This is a genomic window from Lishizhenia tianjinensis (assembly GCF_900116425.1).
GTDB lineage: Bacteria > Bacteroidota > Bacteroidia > Flavobacteriales_D > Crocinitomicaceae > Lishizhenia > Lishizhenia tianjinensis.
Map to the genome: position 1 here is coordinate 285,222 of NZ_FPAS01000001.1, position 18,677 is coordinate 303,898.

An 18,677-nucleotide genomic window follows, 5' to 3' on the forward strand; every position below is an offset into this window, starting at 1 on the left:
ATCGAAACTTAAAACATTATTTTCTCCACTAAATCTTTAAATCCTTTTCTTTGCGCGCAAATTACGGAGGGTGCATAATTCCTTCCTTACACTTTCACGGTAAACAAAAGATATGAAACCTGGTATTACAAATAATATCAAAACACAAGACAGTGATCCTAAAAGTTGGGTTCCTAATTTTCCTAATCCTGCCGATTTTAGGTTTGATTACTTTAAGTTATTGAAAGAATCACCTAAGGGCTTGGCCAAACTCAAACAAGAACAACCTTCTGTAGCCATTATGGGAGCCGGTGTGGCGGGTGTAACTGCCGCGAGAGAACTTTTGCGTTGTGGGTATAAAGTGACCCTTTTCGAAGCCTCTAATCGAATTGGAGGTAGGTTATATACGCTTAAAAATCCTTTAGATAAAGGTGTGGAACGTAAGCATGCTGGATTAGAAATGGGAGCTATGCGTATGCCTTTCTTTAGTAAACCAGGAGATGAAAACTGTTTGTTGGGCTATTATTTAAATCATGAACCAGGTCGAAATAAAGCTATACTGACACCTTTCCCTAACCCAGGTGCTGCACCCGGAAATACAGGTATTTATATTAATAAAGGCTACGGACCAAAAGGTGCAGAAAGCGAAAAACCAAGTATGATTTTCTGGCCCTTGGATGAAGACGGCGTAAGACGTTACCCGAAGAATGAAGTTTTACAAAAGCTTTGTCAGAAAGTTGAGGCCTTCGGACAAAATTTCCAGCAAGCAGCCAAACAATACTACACGCAAAACAATGAGTTGTGGACCATTTGTTGGCGTAAAATGCGCGCGCATTACCAAGGCATGAGTTTTAAAGATTTGGTCTTAGAACCTTCTTTAACACGTGAAGAAATTTTACATAAAATCGCTCACCTAGAAGAATTTGATGGTGATTTGGGTGGCTTTGGAATGACCACAGAGGAAGCCAATTTATTGTACATCATAGGTACAGGAGATGGAAGTTGGGGAGCCTTTTATGATATAGGTGCCATGTGGTTCATCCGTTGTACTTACTTTGGGTTTGATTCTAACCTGCAAACCGTAGAAGGACTTTCTCATCCAGAAGAATTGCCCTATTTCATGCGTACCGTTTTGGATTCATCTACGCCTCAAAAAGCTTTTGAAGGTCCAAGTTATGAAGGAATTCAAGGTTTGGCAGAATACCTCATGTTTGCACCTTTACCAGGAGAAGAAGAAAAGTCTTTATATACAGAAGGTGATTTGTTCATGGAAACACCGGTTACGAAAATCAAGAAGACAGAAAAGGGTGTGTTGGTGTATTCAGAACAGCATCCAGAAGGTCAGTTTTTTGACAAAGCTTTGGTGACCTCTACCAAATGGGCTGCCCAGTTGTCTATGGATTTTGAAGGATTTCCAGAAGAAGAATTACCCCAAGATAAGATCATAGCTGCGCAAACCCAGCACAACATTTCGAGTTGTAAATTATTCTTCCCGCTTAAAGCAAGGTATTGGGACAAAGAACAATTTCCTGACTGTAAGATACCGCAAGTACTTGTAACTGATACTTTAATTCAGGACATGTACGGGTTGGCGTGGAGCAACAAACCCGAAGATCCAGGAGTGATTTTGGCGAGTTATACTTGGGAGGATGATTCCTTAAAATTATTGGCATTTAACAATGAAGAATTAAGTGATATTGTTTTAAAAGAGTTGAAAGCCATCACGCTAGAAACCTTGGGAGAAGATATCACCGAATATATAGATACCACAAAACCTGTTTCTATTCAATGGATTAAAGAACCCACTTATTTAGGTTGTTCTAAATTATACAGGGCGCACAATGAAGCTGAAAACATGATAGACTTGGGCTACAACGAACACTTTGCCCAAGCGTCTCACTTGTACTTCGCCGGAGAAAATTATGGGGTAGAAGGTGGTTGGACAGAGCCAGCCTTGCGTTCTGCTATAGATTGCGTATTACACATGATTAAGCATACACCGGGTGCGGAGTTACAACATCCAAATTTCTCTTTCGAAGAAGACTATCCCTCTTGGCCTACTTATGACTATAAGAAAGAAGAGCAAACCGTTAAGGTGAGTACGGATACAGAGTTGTTTTCGGTGAATTAGTTGGGGTAGAATTATTAGAGTTAATTTCTCGACTATCACTTGAAAGCCCTTTCTGTCCATATTTAGCTAATGGATTTTTAGGTACTTCGGTGATGGTCGAGAGTTTTACTTCTGATGTTTTCTTATTTTTAAGCTCTACTACAAAATCTAGAGAAGAAAAATGAGCCACTTAGATTATAATCTTGATGAAGTTCTTCATGAACTACTTAGTTTTCTACTTGTTTTGAAGGAGAATGAAAATCAAGGAATAAAGGGTGATGAAAGCCTTCTTAGGTTTAAAAATGACGAGGGTTTTCGACTTGAACTACTGAAATTTTTGGAAGCACAATTTTTCATTGAGGAGGAACTAGATTTCTATTTTTTATCCATCGAATATTATGAATACAGCGAACATCAATTGTGGTCTAAGCTAGAAACGGACTGGTTTCATACAAATTTTGAAGATTATAAATACTTAAAAGAATACCATCAGCACCAAGTACTTTTAGTTAACGCAGAAAATGCAGAGTATGAATTGGATGACGATGAAGAAAGGGTTCAGGTTTTTCAGCCTGAGAAACGAAAAAGTACTTTCTCTAAAATCTTTTTGTTATTACTTCCACTTATTATTCCCATGTACTTAATACAGCGCAGTCAAGATAGGAGACAAGAGGAATACTTTTATCCCAGGAGTAATTCTCCTGTATATGAAATCAAATCGAATGGTTTGGAATTGAACGAAGAACAGATACGTCTGATGATAGATACAATAAGGAAAATCGAAAATTTGTAACTGTCGCTTACAGAAGGATCTTCTTCATCTCCTCCATCTCCACCTTCGTATTAAAAGCATGAACACAAACTCTTAACCTTTCTTCACCGGCTTTTACGGTTGGGGGGAGTATGCACTTAATACCGATGTCAGCGGCTTTTAAATTCTTTTCCCAAATTCTTAAGGTTGCTATGTTTTCTGCGGTTAGGCACTGTATGGGACTACCATTGTTGGGAATGCCAAACAAGGCACAGAAATAAGCGATGTTTTCTTGTAATTTTTCTTGAAGTATAGTGAAATCAGTTTGCGTAAGAATTTGCTGTATGCGATAAACACTGCTTTCTGGTAGGGTAGTAGTATAGATAAAAGATCGTGCAAAGTTGATCAAATTGTCTTTGACCAATTGTGAAGATAGAACGACTGCGCCATGCGCGCCAAATCCTTTTCCGAAGGTGAGTAAACGGGCAAAGACTTCCTTCTCTAATCCTAATGCTTCTATTCTTCCGCCACCATTTTTACCAAAACAAGCTCCAGCATGGGCTTCGTCAACGATAAGGTGTGCGCCGTACTTATTACACAGATCAATGCTTCCTTTTAAGTCAGCCAAATCTCCGTGCATGGAGTAGAGGGATTCTACCAAAACAAAAACTATCCCTTCTGCTTTTTGTAAACGTTCTTCTAAATGTTGTAGGTTGTTGTGTTGAAAACTATAGGCTTTTGCTCTGGCCAATACCAATCCATCTCTAGAGGAGGCATGGATGTGTTCGTCGTAGATAACCGTATCATGACGTGTTACTAAGGCTTGTAATAAACCCAAATTGGCATCATAGCCTGAATTGAAAAGTAGAGCTGCTTCTGAATGGAAGCGTTGGGCCAATAAAGTTTCAACTTCGTGGTGTAGGGAGGAAGTCCCAGAAATGAGTCGAGACCCCGTTCCACTTTCTAAGAAGTGTGTTGGAGTCTCGAATTTCTTTTGTGCTAAGCCCAGATAATTATTCGAATAAAAATCTACCGCATAGCTATTAATGTTCAAAGATCTAAGGGTTGAACTTTCATTACGCTGATTGATTTTATCAGCCAATCGTTGGTTCAACGCATTCATCTTAGTCTTCTACTACAGTAACTTTTCTTGGTTGGAAGTCAGCCGGCTTACCTTTCGCTGCTGCGATTTCTGCCTTACGTGCTTCTGCCTTTTTTTGCTTTTCTACCAAAATAGCGTCTTCCTTTGTTTCTGGCTTTTCACCATCTTGGAAAGGAGCTTTAGATTTCAATCCTAATGTTTTGAACATCTCAGCATCTTCGTTGTATTCTGGGTTAGGTGTTGTTAACAATTTGTCACCGGCAAAAATAGAGCTCGCTCCAGCTAAGAAACAAAGTGCTTGACCTTCCTGACTCATAGAAGTTCTACCTGCAGACAAACGTACTACAGACTCAGGGAATACGATACGCGTAGTGGCAACCATTCTTACCATTTCCCAAATTTCAACTGGCTTTTGGTCTTCCATAGGTGTACCTTCTACAGCAACCAATGCATTGATAGGAATAGATTCTGGTGGAGTTTCCATTTTCGTGTACGATAAAAGAAGTCCCATTCTATCCTCAACAGATTCTCCCATTCCGATAATACCACCTGAACAAACAGAAATTCCTGCTTTTCTAGCGTTACCGATTGTATCCAATCTATCTTGGTATTCACGTGTAGAGATTACGTCATCGTAGTAATCTTCTGAAGTATCTAAGTTGTGGTTGTAAGCGTAAAGTCCAGCATCTTTCAAACGCTGTGCTTGGTCTTCGTTCATCATACCTAAGGTACAACAAACCTCCATATCCAAACTGTTTACACCCTGTACCATTTGTATTACTTTGTCGAAATCAGAGTTGTCTCTAATGTTTCTCCAAGCGGCACCCATACACAAACGAGAAGAACCATTGGCCTTCGCATTTTTCGCTTGCTCAATAACAGATTCAACCGTCATTAATTTGTGTGCCTCAACATCTGTGTGGTAACGTGCCGCTTGCGGACAGTATCCACAATCTTCCGGACATCCACCTGTTTTGATACTCAACAAAGAAGACATTTGTACTTCGTTAGGATCGTGGTGTTGTCTGTGAACGGTAGCAGCTTCGTATACCAATTCCATTAAAGGAGTATTATAAAGCTCTACCAAAGCTTCAACTGATGTATATTTTGGATTTACTTTCATGCTTATTGCTTTGTTTTTTAATTGTTTAGCAATGAGAGAAGAATTTCGTTCTTAAAAAGAAGCCGAATTTCTTTGCGCTTTTCCCCTCATGTATAACCCTGCAAATATAATTATATCCTTTTTTAACCCTAAGGAAGGAGGGGAAAGTTTTGGTGAATGAGAACAAATGTCAATTTATTTATCCCCCATTATTCCGCGTATAATCATTGCTTGGAAACTAACTTTTTAAAATTGGTCACATCTCCAAACTTGCACCAACATATAAGGAATACTATTTGTATATTGCAGCAAGAATGAAACTCCTATTAAGTATAATCGCACTCACTTCACTTTTCTTTTTTGAGGAAGGGAAGTTAAGCTGGACCAAGGTTGCAGAACTTGAAGTTCAGCCTACCGCATGGAGTGTAGATCCTTTGGGAAATGTGGTGTATACACAAGGAGATGTCATTTATAAACTCGACACCAGTTTTAACGTTCAGTTTCAACAAAGCACCAAGGGCTTGGGTGAGATTACAGAAGTAGATGCTTCTCACGCCCAAAAGACCATGGTTTTTTCGGAAGATCAACAACAGATCTTCTTTTTAGACAATACCCTTACACTGGCCGATGCGAGCATAGATTTAAATCAAGAAAACATTGCTTACGCTACCCATGTGAGTTATTCCAACCAACCGACGCGTTATTGGGTATACGATTTAGACAACTTTAAATTATGGTTGTTTGATGATTTGATGCCGAAACCAACGGTAATAGAAAATTTGAGTGGGGTGTTGAACGGACTCACTGTCGATGCTTTGTTTGAAGCAGAAAACAAACTCTTTATATGGGATAAAGCCAAAGGTGTGTATCAATTTGATGTCTACGGTTCCTTGATCAAAACCTACAAAATAGAAAACGCAGACGCCTTAACCTATTGGAATGGAAGTATCTTTTATTTCAAAGATGAAAAGCTCATGGAGTGGACCCAATTAGGGACGCAAAAGGAACTAGAATTTCCGTTGAAAAAAGTCAAACAATTCGCCATCGAAGAGCAAGACTTTTACGTTCAAACGGATACGAAAATTATTAAATATTCTTTAAACAAATAGTAGATCGAATGGGGAGAAAGTTTAGATTTGTAGCTCATTCGGACTAAAAAATATTCATAAAAATGCATATAGCTGTAGCAGGAAACATAGGTTCTGGGAAAACTACCTTAACCAAGTTATTGGCCAAACATTACGGGTGGCAAACTCATTTTGAGGATGTGGAACAAAACCCATATTTGAATGATTTTTATGAGGACATGCAGCGTTGGTCGTTCAACCTTCAGATCTATTACCTCAACAGTCGTTTTACGCAAATACAAGAGATTAAGCAAACCAACCATAATGTAATTCAAGATAGAACCATTTATGAAGATGCCTTCATTTTTGCACCTAACTTGCATTCTATGGGCTTAATGACAACCAGAGATTTTGAAAACTATTTCTCTTTGTTCAACTTGATAGAATCTTTCGTTTCTGCACCAGACTTGTTAATTTACTTGAGAGCTTCTGTTCCTACTTTGGTAAATCAAATACAACAACGTGGTAGAGATTATGAAGAATCTATTCGTTTGGATTACTTAAAGCGTTTGAATGAGCGTTACGAAGCATGGATTTCTACTTACGATAAAGGGAAATTATTGATTGTAGATGTAGACAACAACAACTTCCACGAAGTACAAGAAGATTTGGGGAAAATTGTCAATCAAATCGACGCGGAGATCAACGGATTGTTCTAAGCACGCGATAAAAAAATATAGCGAAAGCCTTGCCTGATTGGGTGAGGCTTTTTTATTTTCACAAATGAAGTTTTAAGGTATGGAAAAGAATAAGACGGTGGAAGGCTATTTGGCCAAAAGAACAGAAGAGCAGGTTGCACAACTCAATGTTTTGCGCAGTATTTTACAACGTACAGTATTAGAAGAGGGTGTAAAATGGGGTGCTCCTGTATACATGTTGAAAGGAAAAAACGTTGTCGGTATGGCTGCGTTTAAATCTTATGTCGGACTCTGGTTCCACAACGGCGTTTACCTCAAGGACGAAGCCCAAAAACTCATCAATGCCCAAGAAGATGTCACCAAAGCCTTGCGCCAATGGCGTTTTACGAGCTTGGAAGAAATCCAAGAGCACGAAGACCTTATCCATGCCTACATCCTCGAAGCCATAGAAAACCAAAAAGCAGGCAAGGAGCTCAAACCCAAGAAAACAGCTTTAGTAATTCCAGAACTTCTCCAAAAGGAGTTAAACACCAACGCCCAACTAAACACCCAATACAAAAGCCTTACGCCTTACAAACAAAAAGAATACGCCGAGTACATTTCCTCCGCCAAACGAGAAGCTACGCAGCAATCACGCCTAGAAAAAGTGATCCCCATGATTTTGGAAGGGAAGGGGTTGAATGATAGATACAGGACGAGTTAAGAATGCAGAATTATGAATTAAGAGTTAAGAGGGGAGTGATAAGGCAAAAGCAGTATTGAGTGTGAGAAAAATCAGTATTGAGTGTGAGTAATGAGCAAGACGAAAGGGGGTGGTCAGATAGATCAATTTTCAAATCTTTCAAATTTAAATCCTTGAATTATTGAATCCTTGAATTCCCCTGGCAATGTACAAGAAATGAACAATACCCAAGCCTTACAATGCATCCAAACTAGAAGCCAATATCTCCTCCTGTATCACTCTATTCTGCTCGGAATTCTGAACATGTTTAGAATTTTCTAAAAGCACAGCCTTTCTAAGAGATGGAAAAATCTTCTCTGCGCGTTTAAGCATCTTTTTGCCAGGAAACATGATGTCTTGATCTGCGGCAAAAAGGGTAATGGGCGTGGTGATTTGTTGAGCATTTTTCTTTTTAATAACGGGAACAGGGGTGAAGTCCATGTTAAAATGCAGGAAAATTTGCGACAAAAATTCAATTGCAAAGGTGTCTCTGTGGGTAAATACTTCTCCTAAAAAGTTTTCGACGTAGGCTTTGTCTTGGGTTTTCATGTATTTCTTCATGGGCCTAAAAACTTTGAACAGCGACTTGAAAGGATTGCCGTTGACGATGTAAGCTGGAGCAGAGAGAAAGACTTCTTTGATTTTACTTTCATCGTGTTCTAGGGTTTTGAGTATGACCAAACCACCAAAAGAGAAACCAGCCAAACTCACCTCCGTAAGTTGTAAACTATCTATGATTTCATTCATCCATATACCGTAAGAAGCATCCTTCATACTCAAACGTGTTTCTGCACTCTTGTTGGGTTGCGCCAATACATCTACGGCGTAAACATTGAAATGGTCGAGCAACAAAGCATAGGTTTCCAAAGCTATGGGCGCACATCCATTTGATCCATGTACCAAAATTAATGGTGCCTTTGAAGGGTCTCCAGCTTGTAAAATATGTGTGCTACCGTATTGTGTTTCAATATTTATACTCGTCGTGGGTACATTCAGTTCTTCTAGTTTTTGATCGTAAAGCTCAAGTATGGCTTCTTTTCCTGCGGGAGTTTTGTAGAGGGATTGCATGGGTGTTTCTGTTTTTTATTGTGCTTGAATGAGACTTGTTATAAATAGAAGTGCCAAACTTATTAGTGCTGATGTTGTCTTCATTTCAACTTATTATTTCTATTTTTAGGACAAATTTACTAAAACTTTATTTTAGGACAAGTTTACTAATGAAAAAATCGAAAACAAAAATCAAAATATTGGCAGCGGCTAGAAAGTTATTCAATGAGCAAGGCTTTAGTCAGGTAACCATTCGAATGATAGCCATGGAACTGAATATGAGTGCTGGAAATTTGAATTACCATTACAAAACCCGCGAAGAAATATTGGAGGCTTTGTATTTTGAAATGGTAGAAATGTTTGACACTAGGGTTAAGGATTTGGGAAATACACCCATCACTTTTGCTACTATACAAGCCGACATGCTCAGTAGTTTAAGACAGATGCTAGACTATCGTTTCATTTGGACAGATTTGTACAACCTGCTTCGCATCAACGAAAAGATGAAACACCATTTTGAACAAGTCTACCAAGACCGCTACAAAGGCTATGAATTTTTGTTCGACTACCTCCAACAAAAAGAATGGATGGCACCTTTCGACTCTAAAAAAGAAAAACACCTCCTCATAGAACGCATGATAGCCCTAAGTAATACGAGTCTCTACAACTCTTTTATCTACGACAATGAAATTGACGAGCAAGAACTTTTAGAACTCTGTCACCAACTCATGTACATGTTCCATCCTTACCTAACACCGCTTGGTAAATCAGAATTTAATAAGGAAAAAAGACAGTATTGAGTTAAGAGTATTTAGCAAGACGGAAAGAGGCAAAAGCAGTATTGAGTTTGGAGTATTGAGCAAGACGAAAGGGCGTGGTCAGATAGATCAATTTTCAAATCTTTCAAATCTTTCAAATCTTCAAATCTTCAAATCTTTCAAATCTTCAAATCTTTCAAATTTGAATAATTGAATTGAAGACGGCCTTCGAGACTTCTCGTTCCCCAAATACAGTATTGAGTGTGAGTAATGAGCAAGACGATAGGGGTGTAGTGAACCAAGTCAGTCTTCAAATCTTTCAAATTCTCAAATCCCTCGAATTTGAATCCTTGAATTTTCCTTTTTTGAATTTTAATTTTTAAACTTTGAATTGAAGTCGGCCTTGAAAATACTTCTTATTAAAACAAGAAAAAACGCCGGGAAATGAACCCAGTGTTTGAGCTCAGCTTTCGGATTTTTCTCGGAAAAATCAGTTAAAAGCGTTTGCGAGTTGGGGTGAATGACCAGAGTGTTTCGTAGCTTTTAAAAGAATTGTTTTCCAGCCTAGATTTTTCTTTGGTTCGTTTCTTTTCATCGATGGAAAAGAAATGAACAATACCCAAGCTTTACAATGAACATTACTTGATGGTCAGATCTCAAGCTTTACAATGAATGAGAACTAGAATCTCCACTTGCACCTCACTCTGCAAACTCCCTCCCTGGAACCGCTACCAAATCATCTTCCCCTTCTATCATAGGAAACTTCTTCTGCATCCAATCTTCTTTGGCTTTTTCTATGACGTATTTGTTGGACGACACAAAATTCCAGAAAATAAAGCGTTCTTCTTCGAAAGGAATTCCTCCAAAAATGAAGATGTGGGCATTGGGGGATAGGGTAATGCTGCACAACTCGTCTGCGGTGTTGACCAAGAGTTGTTTTTCTTCGTAAATGTTGCCCTCGGCGCTTATGCTTCCGTCCAAAATGTATATGCCGACTTCTCCATACAATTCTTTGCCTATACACACTTCAGCTTCTTCTTTCGTTGTGATTTCTAACAAAAACAATTCGCTGTGTACAGGTACAGGTGAAGTCTTGCCAAAGGCTTTTCCGGCAACGAGTTTATAGTTGACCTTGTTATCTTGCCAAAGGGGCAAATCTTGTGCTTCGGTATGGGAGAAGAAAGGTTCGTCATTTTCTACTGACTTGGGCTGTGCTACCCATATTTGTAATCCGTGGACTACTTTTTCTGTCCCGCGTAAATAATTGGGCGTACGCTCAGAGTGTACCACACCTTTCCCGGCCGACATCCAATTGACCGCCCCGGGTTTTATCTCTATGTCAGACCCTATGCTATCTCTGTGTTGCATGCTGCCCTCCAACAAATAGGTGAGGGTAGAGAGCCCAATGTGCGGGTGCGGACCTATGTCCATGTTCTCCGCTGGTCCCATGTGCGCCGGCCCCATGTGATCAATAAAAATAAAAGGCCCCACCATTCTCTTTTTACGAAAAGGCAATAATCTACCTACCATAAAATTACCAATGTTGGCTGCTCTTTCTTCGATGATGAGGGTTGTGTTGGACATGCGTTTTGAGATTTTTGTTTGTTGGGGAAATATAGGGATTAATGAGCAACTTATTCTTTTATGTTTTTAGAGATGTTTAGGAAGGAGTGATAAGTGACAAGAGGAGACAGTTTTGAGTGTGAGTGAGGAGCAAGAAAGAAAATATCGTATTTTTAAGAATACACAAGAATCAAAAAAGGTGTAAATTGTTTAGTGATGAGGGGATGTATGTGTATTTCAACTGATTCGTTATTGTGATTTAAATATAAAAAAAAGGGTGTTCCCATTAGAAACTCCCTTTTTAATTACAAATTAATTACTGTAGTACTCTTTTAATTCACTTAATGGAAATATTAAGATTTCATCGAATCCTCCGAAGTCAGGTGTTGTTGAATAAACTTCAGAACATATTTGTGCTAATTTTTGACCCTCAGGCCCGTTAATATGTGTTTTATTCTCTGAAGAAGGATTAAATTTTTTCTTATATGTCCATACAGACATAAAATCTGTTCCGTTTACTTTATAATGTCCATTTGAAATGTATTCAGGACTGCTTTTGTCAAAATCTGTCATTGTGATTTATTGTAAAATTTGGATTTACTTAAAATGATTTAAATGGAAGCATTAGGTTTTGCGGTTATTATTTCTAATTGGTTTTTTTAGTAATTGTATTAATTATTTAAAATGTTATCTCTTTTTTGATCGAAAGCATTAAGTATAATATCACCTCTTAGTTCTTTTAAATCGAGGATATTGTTAAGATTAGAGTATTTTCGGAAATCCAATAAATTTATAGATTCATACTTTTCGATTTGGTCAATTAACCATTGATTAGTAATCTCAATTAGTTTTTTATTGCCTTTGCCGATATTTTCATCTTTTGGCAATAAGCCTAAATTAAAAATATTGTGCACAAGAATATCTTTGTCAATTAGAGTTGAACTTTTAAATATTGACTGAGGTATAATGTGATCTACTTCTATATCGTAATTTGTATCAGGTCCTTGGATTTTAGAAATAGCATAGAAGTGATATAATATTGGTTGCATTAGACCTTGATTGATTTTATTACCATCAATGGAATTTGAATTTAAAATTTCATCGATTAAAAGTCTCCATTTCTCCTTCGATACAGGAGGTAATATATCTGGTTTATAAGTGAGTTCAGATATGTTCTTTGAAATTTTAGAATCACTCGAACCTCTCCATCCTTTGGTTACATATTCGTATATGGATTGATCTAGTATAGAGAACGCATTCTTTTGTAGTTGCTTAACTCTATTATCATAACCAATTGGTTTCCCTTTTCTAACCCAATCTTCATAGGTGATCAAAACGAAATTAATAGCAATAGCATCACTTAAAGTATTTATTATTGAGAATTTCCATGATTTTAGGTACTTAAAATAATCAGAGCTTAATAATAATTTAGATACGGTATTTAAATCACTTATAAACTGCTCAAATTCAGATTCCCATTGAATCTTCTTATTTCTGCCTAGTTTATCAATGTCATCCTTGTTTACTCCCTTTTGGTACTTACCTGCTAAAATTTTAAAACCTAGAGTTATTCTTTTTGAAAAATCAGTTTTAGAATTTGGACTGAAATTTTTAAACAGGAAATCCGTAGAATCCATTCTAGATATTAAAGTTGCAGGTAGATCCCATTTTACAATGTCGGAATTAACAACATTTATAGTATTATAAAGATTTTTGACACTTTCGATTTGTGGAGGTGTAGGGTTTGTAATTTTAACATTCCAACTAGGTTTAGCTGAAAGTATTTCAACAGCTGAAAGTTTGGTTCCCTCTGAGTTGATAATGTTAAATATTTTTTGAGAATCTACAGATTTTAGGTTTTTCACTTCTATAAGTCCTATCTTCGAATTTAAATAGATGTTTGTTATTTTATCCAAAATGTCAATTCTTTCTAAAATGTGTTCCCAACTTTGTTCTATTTGCTTGTTGATATTTTTTTTTGTTTTTTCATCATAAGAGAACCTATATTCCATAAAATCCTCAAAGCTTGCTAAGGATTTGTAATCAAGTGAATCATTAGAACAATAAGACTTATATTCGTTAATGAAGGACTTTAGTTTTTGTGAATTCAACACCTTTTTACCATTGTCGATAATCTGATATGGTAGTTTTTCAATGTGTTTTGTGAAATCAAATGGTCGAGTAAAACCACTGTGCTTTATTGCCTTAGTATGTGTTAATTTAATAATATGTAAAAGAAGGTCCAGTCCTGTTTTTGAAGAATCATAATTTTCTATTTCTGGCTCTTTAAATAGGCTAAGTTTTTCTTTGTCATCCTCTGATTGAGGTTCTTCATTAAGTCCATCGTCTTCTTCAAGTTCGTCCTCTTCTAAATATTCATTAATAGACTTCCAGAATTTATCATCAATATCAAGTAATTGATCATTTGCTTTAATACCAATAAACTTTTTAGCCCATACATATATGTTCTCAGGATCTTGGAAAAACTTAGTTAGTGCATTTCTTCTTTGTCTACCATCTAATAACCATCTTGTTTTCATGCCAGAGTGATCTTCGACATTAAGAATACTGACTCCGAGAGGGTACTCTTTAAAAAGACTTATGCATAATTGAAAATTCTTTTTGTCATCCCATGTTTGTTTCCTTTGAAATCGTGGTAATTTAATGTTAGTGTCTTCTATAAAGCTTTTTAAAGATTCAGGTCTTATTTCATACATATTTCTTATTATTTTCAATTAATTCAAAATTGTTTTAGAATAGATGTACTTTTTTCTAAAACATCATTGGAATTTATTTGCTATATACAGCAAATACCCAAAAAAAATCTTCCGAAAATACCTTTTTCAATGCTAAAACCTTAGGAATTGATCAAGGGTGGTCGCAAAAAGGGGAAAAGTCCCCTAAGTGGTGGGAAGGCTGGCTAAAACTAATAAATTAATTATGTAGTTGGGTGGGGTGGCGCAAAAAAATGTGATTTGAAAAAGGATAGGCGAAATTCCGTAAGGAGTGTGAGCAAAGTCAGTAATGAGTGTGAGTAGGGAGCAAGAGATTGTAAGAGAGAAATTGTTTATAGATATTAACTATCAATCCTTCATCCAATTCCATAAGCGAGTTAGGAAACTTTTAGTTGGGCTTGAATGAAGTGCGGTAGGTTTATTCCTTATAGCTTTTTCTTGGGTTATTTTTTTAGACGTAGCAAATTTTTCAAAATTGTCCTCATCTACAATTTGTAGGATTTCTTTTAGTAATTGGTCAAAAGTTGGTCCTGTGTATTTATATAGGAAGTCACCAGCAATATTGTCTGTATAGTAGTTGTTGTTATCGTCTACATAAAGATAGACATGTGCGTTATGGGTGTATGCAAAACATACCAGTGAAATATTTGTTTCAAATTCATCTGTATTTTTTTCATAAGGTTCCGTTAGAAACTCAAGTAGGGTTGGAGTCCATTCTTCATGCGTTTCATTTGAATTAAATTTCAACCTACCGAATTCATTAATTATGCTGAGCGCGTTTTCAAAGGCTTGAGTACTGGGAAATGTGGAATTACTAATCTCTAGGTTTCTATCTTTAAACCAACCCGATTTTTTTAGTAATGCGTGCAGTTTCCATTCATTAAAATCATCGGTGGTTATATAATTTTGAAATACTATTTTCTTTAATTCGTGGCGAACTTGCTTATTCCTGTAATTGGTATCAATAAGTTCGAAATAGAATTCCTTCCCCAATCTTTCTTCTAAGTCTGGAGTGTAATAAAGCCATTGTTCTAATGCTTCGGTTGAAAGATCTCCATTGAGAAAACCAAATAGTTTATCCTTGTCTTCGGTGTTTAATGGGTTGGTATTCATGTGACAATGTTAAATGAAAGTTTCAAAAGTAGCATTTGTATTATCGTGTTTCTCATGAAAGTCTTGTTCAAATTGTTTAATGCTTTTCCACCTCAAATCTAACCACCTTTTCTACCACCAATTCTCCTTTTTTATAATCTAGAATAACTTCCTTATAGTGAGTTTCCGATTCCTGTTTTGTAGCATCCTCATTTTCCACCTTCAAATAAATTTCATCTTTTCCATCTTCGTCGAAATCTTTGATGAAGAATTGGGTGCTTTCTGTGAGGGTATCCGTTGTATGGAGGAAGGGCATGTCTAGGGTAAGGTTAGTAAATGCTTGCTCTGTGTTGTCTGAACTTAATACTACTACCGGGTGAAAATAGGCATGTGCTCCGCCATTACTTATGAAAGTGAGGGAGTCTGATATTCCATCTCCATCTAGGTCGCAATGGTTAAAATATTGGTAGTGGAGGAGCTTGGTTTGTAAGAGAGAGTCATAGACATACAACGCATTTTCTGCATTTGGGGTTTCTACGAGAATTGTGGAGTCCGTTTGTGCATGCGACAAAGTGAGATTGAAAAGCAAGAAGAGTAGGAGAGTGGTTTTCATTTGCTACGTTAATTATTATAAATGGCTTTTACGTACTCCATTTTCTTACGTTGTTTTACAGAAAGATATGGGTGAAAAAGGGTTAATCTGGCGTAAAGAAAGTTTTTGGCAGTAGGGTTGGGTGTAAAGTAAATTCTTCTGCTATATCCAGCCGAGAAAATTGGACCTAACGAAATACCTATATGGGGTTCAATAGCGGAAACACGGTTTTGGTCAGGAAGGATCTTATACGAAAGTCCTATATCTGTGAGCATGTATTGAAAAGAGAGGTTAACATCTAGTCCAACCGTATTTGTAGATGAAAACATTGGACCAGCAAGTAATCTTAGCGATGACATTGCAAGATAGTAATCATCATTCCAAAAAATAAGACCACTTTGTATGGAGTAATAGTTATGTTGTTGAGCCCTCGAATAAGTAAAAGAAAGTGGAATAAATAATTCGGGAGACCAATCAAAATACTTTTCATAGCGTTTATAAGTTTGGGTTAGTTTATTTCCTTTCGGCACCAACCTCATTTTAGCTTTGTAATAAGGGTGGTCAACTCGTTTTACGGGGTAGTGACCTCTTTCAATGTATAAATCCACAAGTATATATTTACGGTGTTGTAGTGCTTTGTCTATCGCGTTGTTTCCAAATGCATCTGTAATTTCAGGTGAAGCACCATGATTTAACATGAAATCAATCAAGGTGGTGTCTTCGGGACGAAACAAATAGGCTATTCGTAATAAAGGGGTGTCTTTGCGTTGTGGGTGTAAACCATTTACATCGTATCCTTGTTCGATATAGCGCATGATGTCTGTTTTGGAACAATTTCCGTTATCGATTGCACAGTGAATTGGGAATTCAGAGGAATCACAACTTTCACATTGGCCAAATGAAATATTCACATTAAAAATGAAAAGAAGGAGTATTAAGATGATTTTCATAGGACTTAAATATACTTATTCTTCGCGTACTTTGTGAAAGTCTTTGCGTGCTTTGTGGTTAATTCTTCGTGTCTAGGATACTTGGTGGTTAACCACAAAGTGCACAATGTTTTTCCACGGAGGGCACAAAGGAATTCAATGATTCAACGATTCAAAAATTCAAAAATTCAAAAATTTAAATTTGAGGGATTTGAGAATTTGAAAGATTTGAAGATTCACTTGTCTGACCTCACTATTTCGTCTTGCTCAATATCAAACTCAAAACTACTTTTGACTTATCACTTATCTCTACGTAGTAAAACCCTCTCACCAAACTCTCCTCGGTAATATACTTCGCTTCCAATTCCTTGTACACCTTTTCGCCATTTTCAATTTGAATAGGTTCTGAGAAAATAGGACCGTCGTAGCAAAAGCTGTGGAATTCGCCGTTTTCGCCGCAAGGGTCTACTTCTGCGGGGAGGGAAGAGAGGAAGTTGTGGTCGTAGTCTTGGCCGACATGCGCTTCATTTAAATAGGCATCACTTACGCAACAAATACGTGTTTTAAAACCTGCTGCTATGAAGGCTTTGGAGAGTTCATGGGTGTCTTTTTTCCACAAAGGGAAGAAGCCTTTAAGGTCGACCTGCGCCAGGTTGTTTTCTCTGTAAGTTCTCAAGTCTTCTAAAAAGATGTCGCCAAAAACTACACCGGCGATGTTGTGTTTGCCTTTGTACTCTTCCAAGACCTTGCGCATTTGCTCTTCGTAGTGCGTATTGGTGCTTTCGCTCACGGTCATTTCTATGAGGGGCAAACCTATGCTTTGGGCTTGCTTACGCGTTAAATCTATGTGGGTACCGTGCATGGAAACACGTTGTAAATCTATGTTGTAGGTGGTCATCAAGGCCACCACTTCGAAATTCGGATCTTGCAAAGTTTGCCAAAGGGCGTAACTCGAGTCTTTTCCGCCACTCCAGGCGAAGATTACTTTTTGCATCTTAGTTTATTGATTTAAAAGGGTGTTCAATTCTACCACTTGTTTGGCTTCCTTCACATCGTGTACGCGCAAGATGTTAGCACCTTTGTTTAGGGCGTACATGTTCAAGGCTGTTGTTGCACTTAAACTCTCTGCGGCTGTGATGTCGAGCGCTTTGTAGATCATAGATTTTCTCGAAATCCCTGTCAAGATAGGGTAGCCCATCGTAGTGAACTTATTTTGTTGGGCCAAGAGTTCGTAATTCTGTTCCAAAGTTTTGGCAAAACCATAACCGAGGTCGAGGATGACGTTGTTGTGCTCCAAGGCATTTAACTTCCTTACCTTTTTCATCAAATCTTCGTAGATGTCTTCGATCAAATTGTCGTAGTTACACATACTCTGCATGGTTTGAGGTGTGCCGCGCATGTGCATGAGGATGTAAGGAATTTGGTGTTGGGCTACGGTTGCAAACATGGCCTCGTCCAAAGTCCCCCCAGAAACATCGTTGATGATGTCGGCCCCTTCGGCTATTCCGCGCTGGGCGACTTCACTTCTAAAGGTATCTACAGATATCCAAACTTCTCCAAAATTTTTGCGAATGGCCTGCACGGCTTCTTGCACGCGTTGTACTTCTAACTCTACGGGAACTTCTATAGCTCCTGGTCGCGTAGAATAAGCCCCTAAGTCCAAAATATCTGCTCCATCCTGCAACATTTTCTCCACAGTTGTTAATAACTCCTTAGTGGATTGATTTCTACTAGGTTCGTAGAAAGAGTCTTGGGTCAAATTCAGTATCCCCATCACCCGTGGTGTACTCAAATCGAGTACTTTGTCACGGTATCGAAGTAGGCTAGAAATTTTATTATTCTTATCTTTCACGTCTATTTTTTTGAAGTAATATTAAAGGATGTCTAAAACAACGGAGCAATATACAAAAGTGATTTCCATTTGCAGGGAAATTTTTGAAAAGAAAACCAAAGATTACGGTACTTCATGGAGAGTTTTTCGCTCGAGTTCACTGACCGATCAGTTGTTTATCAAGGCACAGAGAATACGCACACTTCAAGTCAACGGAGAAAGCAAAGTAGGCGAGGGCATTTACGACGAATTCGTAGCCATAGTGAACTACTGTGTAATGGCCTTGATTCAATTGGAGCAAGATGAAAACTTGGCCATGGAATTGACCCAAATGGAAGCCATACAGTTGTACGACGCCTACATTAAGAAAGCCAAAGAATTGATGGAGAAAAAGAACCACGACTACGGGGAAGCCTGGAGAGATTTGCGTGTGAGTTCTTTAACCGATTTGATTTTGGCCAAAATTCTCCGCGTCAAACAAATTGAAAACAACGCTGGAAAAACCATAGCAAGCGAGGGGATAGATGCTAACTATTACGACATGCTGAACTATGCTGTTTTTTCATTGATACATTTAAACGAAGAAAACTAAGCGCTAAA

Annotated in this window: 18 protein-coding genes; 7 read left to right on the forward strand and 11 right to left on the reverse strand. The window is 37.7% G+C overall.

The annotated features are described in order from the left end of the window. The first annotated feature begins 112 nt into the window (after positions 1-112). Both BM327_RS01260 and BM327_RS01265 read left to right on the forward strand, forming a co-directional pair. Positions 113-2,110 carry a flavin monoamine oxidase family protein gene (locus BM327_RS01260; RefSeq protein WP_090245463.1) on the forward strand — a complete coding sequence of 666 codons (1,998 nt, stop codon included), beginning with the start codon at positions 113-115 and terminating at the stop codon, positions 2,108-2,110. Positions 2,111-2,270: 160 nt separating this feature from the next. After that, positions 2,271-2,882 carry a hypothetical protein gene (locus tag BM327_RS01265; protein WP_090245466.1) on the forward strand — a complete coding sequence of 204 codons (612 nt, stop codon included), beginning with the start codon at positions 2,271-2,273 and terminating at the stop codon, positions 2,880-2,882. 7 nt (positions 2,883-2,889) lie between these two features. Here BM327_RS01265 and BM327_RS01270 read toward each other — a convergent pair whose 3' ends face one another. Together BM327_RS01270 and bioB are read right to left on the reverse strand one after the other, a co-directional pair. Further along, entirely contained in the window at positions 2,890-3,963 is a 1,074-nt protein-coding gene (locus tag BM327_RS01270; RefSeq protein WP_090245469.1) for an aminotransferase class I/II-fold pyridoxal phosphate-dependent enzyme, read from the reverse strand. A 1-nt stretch (position 3,964) separates the two neighbouring features. After that, positions 3,965-5,065 carry a biotin synthase BioB gene (gene bioB, locus BM327_RS01275; RefSeq protein WP_090245471.1) on the reverse strand — a complete coding sequence of 367 codons (1,101 nt, stop codon included), beginning with the start codon at positions 5,063-5,065 and terminating at the stop codon, positions 3,965-3,967. A 293-nt stretch (positions 5,066-5,358) separates the two neighbouring features. Here bioB and BM327_RS01280 point away from each other — a divergent pair, with 293 nt between their 5' ends. The 3 genes from BM327_RS01280 (at position 5,359) to BM327_RS01290 (ending at position 7,512) form a co-directional block, all read left to right on the forward strand. After that, positions 5,359-6,153: a hypothetical protein gene (locus BM327_RS01280; RefSeq protein WP_090245474.1), complete on the forward strand. Its 795-nt coding sequence runs from the start codon at positions 5,359-5,361 to the stop codon at positions 6,151-6,153. A gap of 62 nt (positions 6,154-6,215) precedes the next feature. After that, positions 6,216-6,830, forward strand: a complete 615-nt coding sequence (locus tag BM327_RS01285; protein ID WP_090245476.1) for a deoxynucleoside kinase — start codon at positions 6,216-6,218, stop codon at positions 6,828-6,830. 79 nt (positions 6,831-6,909) lie between these two features. Next, on the forward strand, positions 6,910-7,512 hold the full coding sequence (locus BM327_RS01290; RefSeq protein ID WP_090245478.1) for a YdeI/OmpD-associated family protein: 603 nt from the start codon (positions 6,910-6,912) through the stop codon (positions 7,510-7,512). Positions 7,513-7,725: 213 nt separating this feature from the next. Here the strand turns inward: BM327_RS01290 and BM327_RS01295 are convergent, their stop codons facing one another. Continuing rightward, a complete protein-coding gene (locus tag BM327_RS01295; protein ID WP_090245482.1) occupies positions 7,726-8,598 on the reverse strand; it encodes an alpha/beta fold hydrolase in 873 nt (290 codons plus the stop codon). A gap of 149 nt (positions 8,599-8,747) precedes the next feature. On the opposite strand from BM327_RS01295, the gene BM327_RS01300 reads away from it, so the two are divergent. Further along, the gene (locus BM327_RS01300) at positions 8,748-9,377 is read left to right on the forward strand and encodes a TetR/AcrR family transcriptional regulator (RefSeq protein WP_170853634.1); all 630 of its coding nucleotides are present in this window, start codon (positions 8,748-8,750) and stop codon (positions 9,375-9,377) included. A 657-nt stretch (positions 9,378-10,034) separates the two neighbouring features. On the opposite strand, the gene BM327_RS01305 is transcribed toward BM327_RS01300, so the two are convergent. The 8 genes from BM327_RS01305 to folP all read right to left on the reverse strand — a co-directional run bounded on the left by BM327_RS01305 (position 10,035) and on the right by folP (position 18,098). After that, the gene (locus tag BM327_RS01305; RefSeq protein WP_090245486.1) at positions 10,035-10,919 is read right to left on the reverse strand and encodes a pirin family protein; all 885 of its coding nucleotides are present in this window, start codon (positions 10,917-10,919) and stop codon (positions 10,035-10,037) included. 291 nt (positions 10,920-11,210) lie between these two features. After that, entirely contained in the window at positions 11,211-11,471 is a 261-nt protein-coding gene (locus BM327_RS01310; RefSeq protein WP_090245488.1) for a hypothetical protein, read from the reverse strand. A gap of 98 nt (positions 11,472-11,569) precedes the next feature. Then, complete coding sequence (locus BM327_RS01315) at positions 11,570-13,615, reverse strand: DUF262 domain-containing protein (RefSeq protein WP_090245490.1); 2,046 nt, start codon at positions 13,613-13,615, stop codon at positions 11,570-11,572. Positions 13,616-13,981: 366 nt separating this feature from the next. After that, complete coding sequence (locus tag BM327_RS01320) at positions 13,982-14,746, reverse strand: SUKH-3 domain-containing protein (protein WP_090245492.1); 765 nt, start codon at positions 14,744-14,746, stop codon at positions 13,982-13,984. 76 nt (positions 14,747-14,822) lie between these two features. Further along, positions 14,823-15,338: a hypothetical protein gene (locus BM327_RS01325; RefSeq protein WP_090245494.1), complete on the reverse strand. Its 516-nt coding sequence runs from the start codon at positions 15,336-15,338 to the stop codon at positions 14,823-14,825. Positions 15,339-15,346: 8 nt separating this feature from the next. Beyond that, a complete protein-coding gene (locus tag BM327_RS01330; protein ID WP_090245497.1) occupies positions 15,347-16,267 on the reverse strand; it encodes an ankyrin repeat domain-containing protein in 921 nt (306 codons plus the stop codon). Between the two features lie 232 nt (positions 16,268-16,499). Next, positions 16,500-17,240 carry a Dph6-related ATP pyrophosphatase gene (locus tag BM327_RS01335; RefSeq protein ID WP_090245499.1) on the reverse strand — a complete coding sequence of 247 codons (741 nt, stop codon included), beginning with the start codon at positions 17,238-17,240 and terminating at the stop codon, positions 16,500-16,502. Between the two features lie 6 nt (positions 17,241-17,246). Continuing rightward, entirely contained in the window at positions 17,247-18,098 is an 852-nt protein-coding gene (gene folP, locus BM327_RS01340; protein WP_244526176.1) for a dihydropteroate synthase, read from the reverse strand. A gap of 28 nt (positions 18,099-18,126) precedes the next feature. On the opposite strand from folP, the gene BM327_RS01345 reads away from it, so the two are divergent. Beyond that, positions 18,127-18,669, forward strand: a complete 543-nt coding sequence (locus tag BM327_RS01345) for a DUF1599 domain-containing protein (protein WP_090245506.1) — start codon at positions 18,127-18,129, stop codon at positions 18,667-18,669. The last annotated feature ends 8 nt before the right edge of the window (positions 18,670-18,677 follow it).